Annotated in this window: 19 protein-coding genes; 9 read left to right on the plus strand and 10 right to left on the minus strand. The window is 56.1% G+C overall.

Features of this window, described 5'->3' with window-relative positions; genetic code table 11:
- Positions 1-7: 7 nt before the first annotated feature.
- The 7 genes from RY831_RS04055 to dnaN all read right to left on the minus strand — a co-directional run bounded on the left by RY831_RS04055 (position 8) and on the right by dnaN (position 4506).
- Positions 8-637 (minus strand): PRTRC system protein A, encoded by a 630-nt coding sequence (locus tag RY831_RS04055; RefSeq protein ID WP_326505054.1) that lies wholly within the window; start codon positions 635-637, stop codon positions 8-10.
- Positions 634-1362: a PRTRC system protein B gene (locus tag RY831_RS04060; RefSeq protein WP_326505055.1), complete on the minus strand. Its 729-nt coding sequence runs from the start codon at positions 1360-1362 to the stop codon at positions 634-636. Before RY831_RS04060 ends, RY831_RS04055 begins: the two co-directional genes overlap by 4 nt.
- On the minus strand, positions 1363-2376 hold the full coding sequence (locus RY831_RS04065; RefSeq protein ID WP_326505056.1) for a PRTRC system protein F: 1014 nt from the start codon (positions 2374-2376) through the stop codon (positions 1363-1365). It abuts the gene before it with no gap.
- Complete coding sequence (locus RY831_RS04070; RefSeq protein ID WP_326505057.1) at positions 2367-2582, minus strand: hypothetical protein; 216 nt, start codon at positions 2580-2582, stop codon at positions 2367-2369. Before RY831_RS04070 ends, RY831_RS04065 begins: the two co-directional genes overlap by 10 nt.
- Before the next feature lie 14 nt (positions 2583-2596).
- Entirely contained in the window at positions 2597-2812 is a 216-nt protein-coding gene (locus RY831_RS04075; RefSeq protein ID WP_326505058.1) for a PRTRC system protein C, read from the minus strand.
- Between the two features lie 10 nt (positions 2813-2822).
- A complete protein-coding gene (locus RY831_RS04080; protein WP_326505059.1) occupies positions 2823-3308 on the minus strand; it encodes a PRTRC system protein E in 486 nt (161 codons plus the stop codon).
- 67 nt (positions 3309-3375) lie between these two features.
- Positions 3376-4506, minus strand: coding sequence for a DNA polymerase III subunit beta (gene dnaN / locus RY831_RS04085; protein WP_326505060.1), 1131 nt, complete (start codon positions 4504-4506; stop codon positions 3376-3378).
- A 186-nt stretch (positions 4507-4692) separates the two neighbouring features.
- Between dnaN and RY831_RS04090 the strand changes: the two genes are divergently transcribed.
- Positions 4693-5076, plus strand: coding sequence for a hypothetical protein (locus RY831_RS04090; protein WP_326505061.1), 384 nt, complete (start codon positions 4693-4695; stop codon positions 5074-5076).
- Between the two features lie 50 nt (positions 5077-5126).
- On the opposite strand, the gene dnaG is transcribed toward RY831_RS04090, so the two are convergent.
- Positions 5127-6662, minus strand: coding sequence for a DNA primase (gene dnaG, locus RY831_RS04095; protein WP_326505062.1), 1536 nt, complete (start codon positions 6660-6662; stop codon positions 5127-5129).
- A 127-nt stretch (positions 6663-6789) separates the two neighbouring features.
- Between dnaG and RY831_RS04100 the strand changes: the two genes are divergently transcribed.
- The 8 genes from RY831_RS04100 to RY831_RS04135 all read left to right on the plus strand — a co-directional run bounded on the left by RY831_RS04100 (position 6790) and on the right by RY831_RS04135 (position 12571).
- Positions 6790-7560, plus strand: coding sequence for a hypothetical protein (locus RY831_RS04100; protein ID WP_326505063.1), 771 nt, complete (start codon positions 6790-6792; stop codon positions 7558-7560).
- Between the two features lie 17 nt (positions 7561-7577).
- Positions 7578-9482, plus strand: a complete 1905-nt coding sequence (locus RY831_RS04105; RefSeq protein WP_326505064.1) for an ATP-dependent helicase — start codon at positions 7578-7580, stop codon at positions 9480-9482.
- Complete coding sequence (locus tag RY831_RS04110) at positions 9479-9727, plus strand: hypothetical protein (RefSeq protein ID WP_326505065.1); 249 nt, start codon at positions 9479-9481, stop codon at positions 9725-9727. The genes RY831_RS04105 and RY831_RS04110 overlap by 4 nt, the downstream gene beginning before the upstream one ends.
- A 16-nt stretch (positions 9728-9743) precedes the next feature.
- On the plus strand, positions 9744-10997 hold the full coding sequence (locus tag RY831_RS04115) for a DUF1173 family protein (protein WP_326505066.1): 1254 nt from the start codon (positions 9744-9746) through the stop codon (positions 10995-10997).
- Positions 10998-11033: 36 nt separating this feature from the next.
- On the plus strand, positions 11034-11648 hold the full coding sequence (locus RY831_RS04120; RefSeq protein WP_326505067.1) for a hypothetical protein: 615 nt from the start codon (positions 11034-11036) through the stop codon (positions 11646-11648).
- Between the two features lie 153 nt (positions 11649-11801).
- A complete protein-coding gene (locus tag RY831_RS04125; RefSeq protein WP_326505068.1) occupies positions 11802-12068 on the plus strand; it encodes a hypothetical protein in 267 nt (88 codons plus the stop codon).
- Positions 12065-12265, plus strand: a complete 201-nt coding sequence (locus tag RY831_RS04130; protein WP_326505069.1) for a hypothetical protein — start codon at positions 12065-12067, stop codon at positions 12263-12265. Before RY831_RS04125 ends, RY831_RS04130 begins: the two co-directional genes overlap by 4 nt.
- 15 nt (positions 12266-12280) lie before the next feature.
- The gene (locus RY831_RS04135; RefSeq protein WP_326505070.1) at positions 12281-12571 is read left to right on the plus strand and encodes a hypothetical protein; all 291 of its coding nucleotides are present in this window, start codon (positions 12281-12283) and stop codon (positions 12569-12571) included.
- 32 nt (positions 12572-12603) lie between these two features.
- On the opposite strand, the gene RY831_RS04140 is transcribed toward RY831_RS04135, so the two are convergent.
- Positions 12604-13200 carry an IS630 family transposase gene (locus RY831_RS04140; RefSeq protein ID WP_326505071.1) on the minus strand — a complete coding sequence of 199 codons (597 nt, stop codon included), beginning with the start codon at positions 13198-13200 and terminating at the stop codon, positions 12604-12606.
- Positions 13154-13675 carry a helix-turn-helix domain-containing protein gene (locus RY831_RS04145; protein ID WP_326505072.1) on the minus strand — a complete coding sequence of 174 codons (522 nt, stop codon included), beginning with the start codon at positions 13673-13675 and terminating at the stop codon, positions 13154-13156. Before RY831_RS04145 ends, RY831_RS04140 begins: the two co-directional genes overlap by 47 nt.
- Between the last annotated feature and the right edge of the window lie 95 nt (positions 13676-13770).

Genomic DNA, 13770 nt, shown 5'->3' on the forward strand with positions numbered 1-13770 from the left:
GGTGGCTTCACGCCACGACTTGATGACCAGTGTAGAGAAGCTGTTCCACCCATTCTGAAAAATCGTGATGCGTACCTTGCAGGCAGAGCCGTGCCGCTATCGTCGGATTAGCACGGTCGCAGTTGCCGACCACAATGGCCAGCTTGGTGTCGTCATCGTCGGTGTCGTCCACAGCGGAAAACCCGGCATCGTAGATGCCATGCGAATGCAGATCGACGCAAGCGTGCTTGCCAGCGGTGTCGCGTGGGCGGTCGTACCGGACATGGTCGCCACGCTGCTCATGAATGCGAACGGATTCATATTCCAGACGCTTGTCCACATCATTCCAGACGAGCCACGCCGCATGTTCTAGCGGAAATGCAGCTTTTGCCTCTCCCACGAAGCGGCGCAGTAGCGTCACCAGGTCGTGTCCGAACGAGAATTCCAAGGCAACCGCTGGGGTTCCATAAGGGAGCGGGATCGGTGAGGGAGCTACGGGAAGCCTTGCATGGAGCCAGCTCCGACGCGCCTCCAGCCACAGGCCATCCTTGCAGACCAAAAACCGGTGGCCACACACCTGAAGGTCGGGCAAGGGTTCAAACCGTGGCACCATGATTGACGGGCAGAGCGTTTGCAGGTTGGTATCGAGCGCGTTCATGCTTTGCCTCCTTCAAGGCGCATAACAAGGTCGCCAAGCGTCTTGGTGGCGCTATTGGTCAGGACTGCGTTGGGAAACTTGCGATACTTGCCATCGAGCGCATCTTTCCAGAACGCATGGCAACCGCCTTCATACCTGACAACCTTATCGTGGTTCGGATGGCTGAAGTTGGAATCGAAGAATGCTTGCACCCATTGATCCACGGTTTCAGCGACACTCTCATTGGGCAGCGGCGTCGATCCGGTGCAGATGCCGCCTTCCTTCCAGACGTTCATATACGGCGCGTTATACAGCTTGGTGGCTGCGGTCGGGCGCTGGCGCGTCTTGATGGCGAACACGCTCCATTCGTTACGGCAGACTGCGAAGATGAGGGCGGGGTGCGGAGTTTTCCCTGCACGTTTGCCAACACCTTCCTTGCAGTCAAAAAACACGGTGCGCTCGTGTGGCGGCACATACCAGACCGTATGGTTAACTCCAAGCGAGAGGATATTGGGCGGCAGGATGCCCTGTGAGCGGCGGGATGATGCCGCCAGCGACCTTGCAATCATCAGCAGCGTGTCCCGCGTCATCGGCACTCCTGCGCCGATCATGGGCTGGCCTTGGCCACCATCACTAACGCGGTGAAGGGTCGCATATTCAACCGATGCGCTCTTCATGCCGTAGAGCAGGATGGCTTGCTGCAATTGCGCTGTGTGGGCGCTTGTATCCACAACGTCGAGACTCATTTAGTACCCCTTGATAATGTTCAAAGCGCGATCCAAGGACGCGAAGATATTCACTACCGCATTCAATCTGGCGAGGCCGCTACGCAATCCCTCTTGATTTGCGGGAAAGCGCATGAAGGCCATTCCATCGCGTGTCTCGCCTTGAACCGCATAGTTATAGTGATCGTCATACACACGGCCAAGAGAGTCATCCTCACGCCAGCGCAGGTTCGCCATGAACTCCACGCATTCACCCCAATCATCCTCGTCATCCTGAGTTTGCGGCATCAGATCGTTCTCATGTGCAAGGTCGAGATACTTGTCGAGGGCGACGATATGTGTCAGGAAGCTCCCCAGCACTGGATCGCTGATGGTGTCGATCACCGATTCAGCTTTCATGGTATCAACCTGATCCTTGGGTTTCTGGGAAAAGTCATAAGCCCATGGCGGCACTCCATCGAACAGCACATCGCGCCGCACGATATCCTCAGTCGATACGCCCTCGGCCTCGCACTGTGCAACTACCTCGTCCTCGTTGTCCTCGCCTTGCCAGTAGATGTGTTGTGCCATGTGAAACGCGCCCTCCGGCGTCAAAGGGACATCGAAGATGCTCAATGCCCTGTCCAGGGTGGACAGCGCGTACCGTCCAAGGTCTGGATGGTGATTTTCCAGCGCCATGATCGTGCGCTCTGCAAACAGTTCTTGCGGAGCCGCAGCAGAGAAGCGAATTTCGACAGTTTCCTTGCTCTGTGCCTCGTCGCTATAGCCGTAGGAATCGTCGCCCAAGACCAAGGTTGCATAGGTAGAGAGGGTCGTGAAATTAAGCCTGTGACCGACCTCCCGCTGCCATGCCTTCTGTACGACCTCACGAAGGCTGGCAGCGGCAAGCGGCGCTTTGAAGGCGCTAACGTCGTCAGCCCGAATCACTCCTTCCTCGGCCATTGCCAGCGCAAGGCGCGTACAACGCTCGGAGACACCGCCAAACACATAGGAGGTCGGTACGGTAGGCGCAAGGCGCGGCAGGGTCAGAAACATGGCGGTATGGCCTTCCAGTCAGGCAGGGCGATCTTCTGGCTTTGGCGGGACTGTTCAAAGCTCTTAGCGAGGTTGTTGCAGGAGTTGGCGACCTTCTTCATTTGCTCGGTCACGCGACGACCTTCGCCAATCGGATTCTTCTTCCGCGTTCCTTCGAAGAAGCCTACGGCCTCAGTCAGTGTTGCCTTGAACAGGTCGAGTTCCATCGCAGAGTTCCCGATTAGCCCTTGGTGCCAGTGCCGCGACGGAAAGCGAACGCTTGGTTCGTTCCATCGAAATCGCCGCCTTCGACACTGGCGTTGACCAGTTCGGGATACACGGCGGTGTAGTGTTCCTTAACTTCTTCCGGTGTGTACGCCGGATTCGGATCGGGTAGGGCAATGCCGCAGTAGTTGAAGACGCGGGTGACGGTGGTGATGGCGAGTGTCGTTGTCATGGCCGATCCTTTAGAACAGGGAAACTTGCGGGGCTTCGTCGGCCACAACTGCGGCGGGTGCTGCGGCGGGTTCGCGCTCACCACCGCTATCGTCGTCGTCCTCTGTGTCGGTCTTTGGCGTGGCAGCGGCAGAAGTCGCTGTTGCCACCGTGGCGGCGGGTGCGCCGAGCTTCGGCACAGGCTTTTTGATCTTTTCAGAAGCTTTCTTCTTGGCCTCGTCCGCAGCCTTCTTCATTGCGTCGGCAGCGGCGTTTAGTGCATCGGAAAGAGAGACCGTCACTTCCGAGCGAACGGCGACGTAGTTTTGGAGCATCTGTGCAAAGCCAGCGTCCAGTTCAGCGGCGGTGGCACAAGCGGAGAACGGCGTCCAGTACGCAGGATTCTCATCTTCCTTCGTCTTTTTGGGCGCGACCAATACCGCGACCTTGCCATCGCGGAGTGACAGTTGAACAGTGACGGAGCGTTCTTGCAGAATGGGAAGCAGTTCGGTAAACATTATTTATTCCTCCTTGGTTTCGATAGGTACAGATTAAACCCCTAAGGGTGTTAAATCTGAAAAAGTTTTAGTCTTTCATCGGCATCACGACGAGCAGCGGATAGTCGGCTTCAGCAGGGCGAACGGTCACAGGCTTGCTGCCATCCTCGAAGCCAAAACGCACGGCGTCACCAGTGGACACCGCATCGGCTGCGTCGGCGATGTAATCGACATTCAGGCTGACCCGCTCGTTAGAAGCGTCGTCGGAATCGGCCTCGACTTCACTGGATGCCACATCGGCATGGCTGATAGCGATTCCTGTCTTGCCAAACACGAAACTGCATGCACGGCGTGTGGCGTTCTTCTTGCTGGCTCCGCTGTTATCGATGGTGGCGCGAATCATGGTGAGGGCTGTACGCAGCTTGTCCGTTACAACCTTGGAGGTGTTCGGACTCTGCGGCACGACGCGCTGCCAGTCAGGGAATTTCCCTTCCAGACATTTGCTCAACAGAACCGTACCGTCCTTAAATTGCAGACGGAATTCCTTGTTGCCGAAAACCAGTGTTACGTTCTCGTTACTGGTGGCCAGCAGTTTTCTGGCGAGTTGCGCTGATTTGCGAGGAATGATCACTTCGTTGGCTGTGATCTTTTCCGACCCTGAAATGACTTCACGCGAAATTGCCATGCGGTGGCCATCTGTTGCTACCGCCCACAGTGCGCCATCCTTCAGCGTCAAATATGTCCCGTTGAGATAGCTGCGCACATCGGAAACGCCCATTGCATGCGATACCTCGTCAACCATTTCCCCAAGCCGTTTGCTGCCGATCTGGATTGTCACCATGCCTTCATTGGAAGCCGCCATGGTCGGGTACTCGTTAGCAGCGTGGACAGGGAGCTTGAAGCGGGAGCGCCCCGCTTTAACAAGCAATTGCTCCTTGTCGATGGAGAGGGAAATCGCTTGTTTCTCGGGCATGGCGCGAAGCAGGTCGCCGAGACGCCTCGCATCCACAGCGATCTCACCCTCCTTCTCTACCTTGCATTCAGCCATCGAACGTGCCAGAACCGCACCGTCGCTGCACAACAGACTCAGCTTCCCCTGAACGGTCTTGATAAGGGTTGTGCCGAAGATCGGCAAGGTGGCACGTTGGTCTGCTGCACCGGAAACAAAGGCCAAGGGAGAAAGCAGGGCTTCCTTGGTGGTCGAAATCGAGAGATGCATCGTTTTCTCCTGAAAGTTATGCGGCAAGAGCGCCGTACAACCACCAATATAAACACCTGAAAGGGTTCTTTCTTAAAAATATTGGAGCGACGTAAATGCGGTTTACATCGCTGTTTTCGATGATCCAAATCCGAAAGGCGTTGGATATACTCTACGGACATTGGAGACTCTGGCCCGATACAGAACATGGAAGTGATTAATCCCTTTGCAGCATGCGGAAAAACAAAAGGCGACATGACGGGCCGCGTCAAGGCGCTCACGGATGTGGCGGCCTTGTCCAATGCGGACGTTGTATTCGAGCACAGCGACAAAACTTGCCATCTGCTCATGCTGAAGAACAAAAAGTCAGGAGATTTCGCCGTATGTTCGGTTGATCCTGCAAGGGAAATTGCTGCTGCTCCGAATTACCGTGCGAATTCAACGCAGGAGGCGCGTCTTTATGCGATGCTGTCAAAACGTGGATTGTCGTCGCTACTGGACTGGACCGACCGCCCGACAGCGGTGCGCCGCTATACCGACCTGGTCGGGGAGGTAGATAAATCTGGCAGTGTTGTCAGTCGTTTCCCTTGATAGAAACGGTGCGCCGCTCTGATGGGTCAAGCTCGAATTGCGTCAATACACTACATAGCCCCGCTCCTGCCTGTCCAGTCCTTGATTGCCTCTGCTTGACTGTCCTTCGCGTAGGTACGGCATTTGCACGTTCCGCACCGGACAGCAAAGCGCTCCCCGTCTGACATCAACTGTGCGGAACCTGGGCAGAACGGGCACCCTGGCAGTTCGACCTCTGCATGGACCGCTTTCCAGTTCAACACAGCCACCAAACGCTCGAACTCCGCAACGGCAATACCTAGTTTTTCGCATGCGCGTTGACGGAAGAACGTACCCAGTACAGGCGCGGCAATCCTTCTCCATTGCTTGATCGCTTGAACCGCTATCGCGGTCTTTCCCTCTGGTGACTCCAGCGTTCCCGAACCGATTAATTCGTCCATAAGATACTGTGACAATGTCGGCGCGTTCGACAGGACAGCCAGGAACTCTTCCCGACCTTTCTCACGCACCAGGCTGTCAGGGTCTTGACCTTTTGGCATTTTGCACAGCCGGATGTCGTGGTCGTCTGTGACGAACGGTAGGATGAGTTCGGCCGCGCGTCGCGTCGCCTTTGCTCCTGCGCTATCGCCATCAAAACAAAACGTTATCTTCGTTGCAATCTTGAGCAGCACGTCCCGTTGTTGTTCCGTCAGGGCCGTCCCACAGGTGGAGACCACGTTCTCGATGCCATGCTGTGCCGGTGTCACGACGTCAAAGTAGCCTTCAGAAACGATAACGTGGCCCTGAGCCCGAATCGCCTCACGCGCCTGGTACAGTCCAAATAGTTCCGTTCCTTTACTGTAAGCCTGCGTCTCCGGACTATTGAGGTACTTCGGACCCGAATTCCCGCCGGTGGCCATCGTGCGGCCGCCAAACGCGACTACGTCGCCTCGCTGGGTGAAGATCGGGAACATGATCCGGTTGCGAAACATGTCATAGCAGCCCTTGCTGCTTGCACGACGCACCGCAAGGCCTGCTTCAATCAGGGTGGTGTGGTTAAACGCCCAGTCGGAAGTCAGCGTGTCCCATGCATCTGGTGCAAAGCCTAACGAAAATTTGAGGATTACCTCGTCGCCTACACCGCGGCGCTCTAGTTCATCCTTGGCGTTCGCTCCTTCAGGCGCGAACAGGCGCTTATGATATTCACCGGCCGCTTTGCGAACGGCGCCGGCGACCCGTTGCCGGATCTGGCCTTCTTCCTCCCGGCGTTTTTTCTCATGCTCATCCTGGTCGCGGTTATCGTATTCGACCGCCATGCCTTCTCTTTGCGACAGGAACCGGATCGTCTCGACGAAACCCCTGCTCAGCCGCTGCATCATAAATTCGACCGGACCACCGTGCGCGCCGCAGCCAAAGCAATGGTAATGAGCGCCCTCGGCCGCCTCCGGAAAAACCTTGAACGAGGGCGATTTTTCGGCATGGAAGGGACATAAGCCTTCTAAAGTGTTGCTGGATTTGCGCAGTTCGACGTACTCGCCAACAAGACCGGCGAGATCAATCTGGGCGACCAGGCGTTGTATGAAATCCTGTCGAATCATGGCGGGAACATACCATGCCGCCTTGGCCATTTTGAAAAAAAATGCATGCGCCACAGTGGAAGCGCCGCAAAGCTACCCATTTTGGGTGCTTTTAGCCCCACATGTTCGCAACGAACGTGTAATCATTCCTTCACTACTGTTGTAACCGGACTTGACCATGGACAATCGACCGATACCACAAGATGAATGGATGGCACGGAACAGCCTCCGTTTTTTTAAACGACTTGAAGCGCCGTTACTGATTTCCCAGACCGTCGGCCTGTCGAACGAAGGCGTTTTGCGTATCTTGCGCGACCATTTCGAAATCGTGTCACGCGATGCGTATTACATTAGCATCGTGGCTCGCGAGATCCTCTCCGACAAGGTCAGCGACAAGATTTATCAGGAAGAAGAGGTGTTGAAGGCAGAGCAGGAGGTCTTCAAGACCTTTGAACATGCCAATGCCTATTTCAATACGCGCATCAAGCAGGCCGAACAGATTCTTGGCGAATCGGGTGGAATGGATCTCGGTATCAAACCGGGCACCGTCAAACTGTTCGAAGCATGGTGCACAACACGAACAGCGACGAAGTGGCTGGAGCTGCTGAAGAAGGCGGATCACTACCTGACCTTGAACTACCATCTCTGGGTACTGGGGGAGCTGGTACCGGCCAATGCTACCGAAGGAGAGGCGCTTGCCGCCAAGCTCAACAACGAGCGTGGCGCGCGCGGCGAACTCGCTAACCTTCGGCGAAGTCTCGCACATCAGTTCGCAACAATCCGTAATCTTGTCAATCGTGTCACGGCCCAGCGCGAGACCGAGCTTGAAGTACGCCGGCGTGAGCAAAGTGAGCGCGACCGTGTTCTGAAGGGGCGGGCTCCGAGACGGAAGGCGAAGACGGGCGCGGCATCGGATACGAGTGCAGTGTCTACGTTGGAAACAGCCTAATCTGATGGGATCGCGCCTTGAGCGCCGGTATTAACCTCAACGAGTCTCAAGTGGACGCCGTTCTCGCTGACGAGAACGTCCTTTGCTGCGCCTGTCCGGGCAGTGGAAAGACACGGGTTCTGGTTGAGAAAGTAAAACACATTCTCGATACCACCGCTGAACCGTTGATCGTCCTGATCACGTACTCGCGTGACGCGGCCAACGAGTTGCTCGACCGGATCAAGAAAGAGATTCGTTTCGAGCAACTCGACAGCTTGGTGATCGGCACTTTCCATTCCATTGCGCTGCGGCAGCTAAAACGTGCGAGGAAAGCGGGTCGCATCGTCAACCAGGCTGAGACCAATCACTATCTCTACCGCGCAATCCGGCATGCCAACCTCGACATCGACTTAGAAAAGGCTGAAGAGCTGATTAACGCATGCAAGCTCGATCCCGCATTCGGAGAGAGCGATCCTGCCATCTTCGCACTTTATCAAGCCTATACCTCGTTCATGCGCCGCGATAACGCCATGGATTTCACGGACATGCTGTTGCGTTCCGTCGAACTCATACGCAGCGGCGACGTTACTGAGCACATTGATCCTATTCCGGCTACGCACATCCTGGTCGACGAGTTTCAAGATATCGACCGCCTGCAGCTTGAATGGCTGAAGTGCCATATGACAGATGGTGCCATCGTCTGCGCCGTTGGCGATGACGACCAAGCCATCTATGGCTTTCGACGCAGCCTTGGCTATCAGGGCATGATGGAATTCGCCGAGATTGCTGGCGCGCGCACCATTACGCTGAATGTTAACTACCGAAGCACGGCGCCGATTCTTGAATACGCTGCGCGCCTGATCGGCCGCAATCTCGATCGTGTTCAGAAGGATCTGATGTCGGCACGCGGCCCTGGCAGGGAACCGCAGCTCGTCGTTTGCGGCAAACGCGAAGATCAATACGACGACGTCGTCGCCAAAATCATTGCGGTCTGCAGCCAGAACCCGAAGCCTCGCGCACGCGCTGACTCAGATGCGCCGAGCAAATATCTCTATACCGTCCGTAAGGGACAGATTGCCATTCTGGCGCGCACAAATTTCAACTTGCTGCCAATTGAAACCGAACTGATCAAGGCGCAGGTGCCATGTTTCAGAATGGGCCGCAAGCCGATCTGGGCAGAGAATGTCGTGCAGGTGTTCACCTCGCTACTGACATCCCTTCACAACCGGGAAAGCGTGGGCATCGAGCTGGCCTTCCGCTGGTGGGGAATAACCGACACCGTCGTGGAAGACATCCGGCAACGCGTTGGGAATCTGTTCAACTTCATCGATCCTGCCCACACGCAGATGCGTCCTGTCGAGGAATACGGCAAGGCGATCGCCGAGTTCGCCCTCCGGGCCTCCGGGTGGGTAAGGACGCTGACCAATGCCGATGACGCCAATGAAGCGGCGCAGGGCGTCATCTACGGTGTCAGTGCCTGGATGATCAGCGCCGTTGAAGCAAAGAATGAAAAGACAAAGAAGAAAGATGGACGGTCGGTCAATCTGATCGAGTCCGCCCTCGAACTGCTGGACCTTGTACGCGGCGACATCCCGCAAAGGTTGATGCGGGCAAAATCGGAAGACGATCCGAATTTGCCGCGCGTGGTCCTGTCAACGTTCCATTCTTCCAAGGGACTGGAATGGGACCATGTGTTTCTTGTCGATTGTAAGCAAGGCCTCGTGCCGTCGAGCGAGGCTGAAGAAGTGAAAGAGCTGCTGGAAGAGGAGCGCCGCCTGTTCTATGTAGCCATGACGCGAGCCCGCGATCGTTTGGTCGTCTATACCGACGAGCGGCAGGTAAGCGAGTTCATCCATGACGCTGGTTTCGTCCTTCCTGAAAAGAATAAGAAAAACCAGATCTCCGGCGACCAACAATCCCTCATTGCAAGCGTTGCAACATGACCAACTACGAGACACTGAAGATTGGCATTCTCTCCGACCCAACCACGAGCAACTGGTTGAAGGACGCGGTCGCCAAGCTGGACAAGCGCGATCCTTGCGATGTCATCGCCGACATCGAGATGCTCAACTTCCTCTCCAATGTTCGTCTGCAGGATCTGGGCATTGGTGCCGGCGCGAAGATTTCTTTGTCGGCGATCCAGGAGCGGATCTTCCCGGGCACACCGTTGCTCGGCCACAGTACCTAACGGTCTCTTGGCAACCATGGGCAAGACCTACACAGTCGCCGTCCGGACCGGGGATCAAACCAAGCCGTACAGCGAGGCGTTCCAGACCCAGACACAGTATGCGTCTGGGTGGCGGTGTGTGCTACAAGCCGCGCGTGACCATGGAGAGGTAAGGTGCATGTGTCTGGGAACGGGAGAAAAGCTACTAGCCGTCCGTTACTATGAAACCTCCGACTCATATGGTCTGGCGCGTTATCCGAACACGGGGGAAGCGCACCAGCGGGACTGCCGTTTCTACGCCCCCAATGCCCATAAGTCCGGACTAAGCGCCTACCAGAAAGGCGTTGTCGATGAGCGTCCAGACGGAACAGTCAAGGTAAGCCTGGCGATCTGCATGATGATGAAGGCGTCAATACCTGCCGTGGACACCGACACGAAGCCAGTCCCTAAAGGTCAGCGCACGTCACAACGTTCTATGCAGTTACTCGGCTTGCTCCACTTCCTGTGGGATTCCGCCGGCCTGAGCGTCTGGTGGCCAGCCATGCGAGGCAAACGAACAGCAGGGACGGTGACCTACCGCCTAAACGAGGCTGCCGAAAACATCCTCGTTGGCCATGCCAGGCTTAGCGACGTGCTGCTCACCTCGGCGTACACCGCTGCAGGAAGGGATGCTTTACGGAACACTGAGCGGCTGAACGCCGCAGTTTCGAATAAGTCCAGAATGATCGTCATCGCGCCACTGGCCGCATACAAGGAAGAGGCTCGCATGCTGCGCGTATCTGGCTTCCACGGCATCCCGTTTCTTGACGTGTCCACAGCGATGTGGAATTCAGCCGCCAAGCGCTTTCCGTCCGCATTTGCTAGCTGGCGCGGTGGCCAGCAAGTGATCGTCATCGCGCAATGCGAACCAAACGCCCAGTCGAAGGCAGCGAACGTTGTTGGTTTGGCGCTCATGCAGGTGAGTACGTCCTGGATCCCCGTGGAGTCTTCATACGAACTGGTGATCGCCGATAAGCTCGTCGCCGAGGAACGCGCATTTCTCAAACCACTGCGTTATGACGCTGGCCAAGCTGCTGTCCACCCCGACTTCATCTTGCTTGATACGGAGGGCGAGGCGCCGATGGAGGTATTCGGCCGCAGCGACGAAGCCTACGTCAACCGTAGGCAGGAGAAGGTGGAATATTTCAACCGCCACTTTGGCCAGGATGCGTGGTGGTGCTGGAACGCAGCGGAGGACAGGGAAGGGCATGCGATCCCAGATTTCCCAGAAAAGGCCCGCCGCACCCGATAACATTTCAATTAACCAATTACTTTGCGCGAGATTTTTATGAAGACAAACACACTGTTACTTTCGCTGGCTTTGGCCGTCCTTCCAGCATTTTCCGCAGCTGGTGAACCTGTACAGGTCAAGCTGATGCATGCTACTACGGCAGGCGTGACCGCACCGCTCGATCTGGACCGCGAGGATGCCTCTAAGTGGCTTCGTGAGTACATTGCCGCCGCGCAGACTAGGCTTGCTTCCGAACTGCCAGCCGCAGTGGGTGCCGAGGGTATCGCGATAGACCTCGTGAGCATTTCGCACCCGGACATGAATAAGCCAGCCAACAAGCTCTTCGTTCAATGGAACAAGGAAACAAATCCGGCCGCGTTCATTCCCCTCGTTGGCTACGGCGCCACGGAAAAGATGGATATCTACGTTGCACTCGAGGCGCGCGTGAGCGTGCCTGGCAAGGAAGTGATGGTGTTTCCCGGATTGGCGAAAACCCACGTGGAATACACGAAGGGTGTCCGGTCTACCACTAACTTCCTCGATGCCCTAAAAACCGCAGCAGGCCCTTTGTTCGACGAAGCTGTAACAAAGGCAATCGCGGCCGCTCGTGACTCGCATGGGCCACAGGCAGGTAATCAATCCGCTGCAGCGTCCGCGCCATCGGAACAGTAACGCCATCTGTTCACATTGGGGAATCGATTGAACCCTTCGCAAGTTCCGGAAACGAACCTACCAGCCCGTCGCCGGCGGCCGCGCACTACAGTTGTGGATCGTCATGCCTTGGCTCCTTACGGCAGTGCATTCATTGACCTAGTGCTTGAGGCGATGAAACTCAAAAGCGACGCCGCGCTAGCGACTGCATTCGGCACGACGGCACCTGTCATCAGCAAAGTGCGTAATGGCCGCGCACCGATCTCCGACGCCCTGATCGTTTGCGCGCACGAAGCGACAGGCCTCAGTATCCACGAATTGAAATCCTTTCTGCCCCAATTCGATCGACGCTCTGCCAATTATTGCAGCGACGGATTGGCATACGAGGCGCCAGCCGGTGGGCGCCTCCTTGAGGTAATTACCTTCGGAATAGAGAAATGAAACCTTCAAGTTCGTTCAATGAAATTGTGTTCTCGGAGCCGGGTGCAGGAATGTCGTTTGACATCAGCGGTAAAGAGCTCGTTGCAAGCCACGTTAACGCTGGTACAAAATCTGAAGCGGAAATGAAACAAGGCACCCTGCGTTGTTTCGTTGGGAATGTGAGAGCGCCGCGCGATCGCGGTGACAACAGCCGATAAACATAGAGGATAGCCATGGTATTTTTGTTTGCATATAGAGCCCTTGCCAAGGTGCGCCGGATTATCGCTCGCTCTGAAGGGGGGATTTATAAACGTATCGATGAGAACCGTGAACTGCTTGAGATGTTGCAGCGAGAAGCTCCGGCGCTTCTTTGCCAGAGACCTTGGATTGTGGGATGGATCCAAAGTCAGGATATGTTTCTCAGTGAACTCGCTTCAGCTGCGGAAGTAGACGATCCAATGATCAAACCGCAGGCCGGTTTTCCACGATCATGGCCTGTTTCGATCGTCACGACTCATGAGTAAATCGTTTTCGAATGGCTAATGCCAATCCCAAGTCATAACATACCGTCAGTGATACTGGGATTGGCCCAAGCCCGCGTGCATAGTGAAAGGATCGCACCGGGTATCTGGGTAAAGGCATTCCAGGCATCACAGCAGACATCGACGATCTGCTCATAGCTGTCGTAACATCGATTAGCCAAGCTGCGGTCACGCAACTGCTGCCACACTTGCTCAGTCGGATTTAGCTCAGGTGAGCCGGTGGGAAGCGGCAACAGCGTTAAGTTGGGCAAGCGCGGCAACTTTGTTGTCGTATGCCAGCCGGCGCGATTGAGCAACACCACAGCATAACGACCTTCTGGGACGGCGGCACTGATCGCTTGTAGATGATGCGCCATCGTTTGCGTGTCGGCATTGGGTAGTACCAGACCGACGGCAGTATCACGCTCGGCACAGACGGCACCAAAGATATACGCCGACTCCAATAGCTGTTGCCGCACGACTCGTGGCCGTGTCCCCTTACGTGCCCACAGCCGTGTTTGTGTGCCCCGCTGGCCGATGCGCATCTCGTCCTGGAACCAGATGTCGACTTGGGCGAGGTTGACCTCAGCGGGTAGCACTGCCCGCACTTCCCGCAGGAGATTTTTTTTCAAAATCGGCTTGCTTAACTGGAGCGGCGTACGGGCTTCTTGAGCGGGCCGAGATCCACACAATCCCCAGGCGTTTTAACAGTTCATACACGCCATTGAGGGAGTAAGCCACGTCAAACTGCTGCGCCAGCAATTCGCGGATGTCTTCGCCGCGGATACGACCGCCAGGACGGACTTGCTGTAACTGCTCGATGGCCACACGAAACGCTTCTTCCTGCTCCCTTGGCAGCCGCTGATTGCACCAATATCGCGGTTTGCTACCCAAGCCCTTGAGGCCATCGCGTTCAAACCATCTCTCCCACCGCGCTACGGTATGGCGGGTGGTGCGCAAGGCGGCTGCGACTTCGGTATAGCTCTTGCCGTCCTTCAAATGCGCCAAGGCGAAATAGCGCAGCCGTCGGCGCCCGTTCGGTTCTTCCCTCGCCAGCAAGTCAAAGTTGTACCGTTGCAAGCGCTGCAATGCCTCTGGCGTCAACATGGTCGCCTCCAAGACAGGACTTCGTGTCCATCAGACCTCCAGCGCCAAAGGCGGTTCGCTTAACCGTGGGATTGGTATAAGTTGGGTGGCAGGTC

Origin of the sequence: Noviherbaspirillum album (genome assembly GCF_035916955.1) — a bacterium.
GTDB lineage: Bacteria > Pseudomonadota > Gammaproteobacteria > Burkholderiales > Burkholderiaceae_D > Noviherbaspirillum > Noviherbaspirillum album.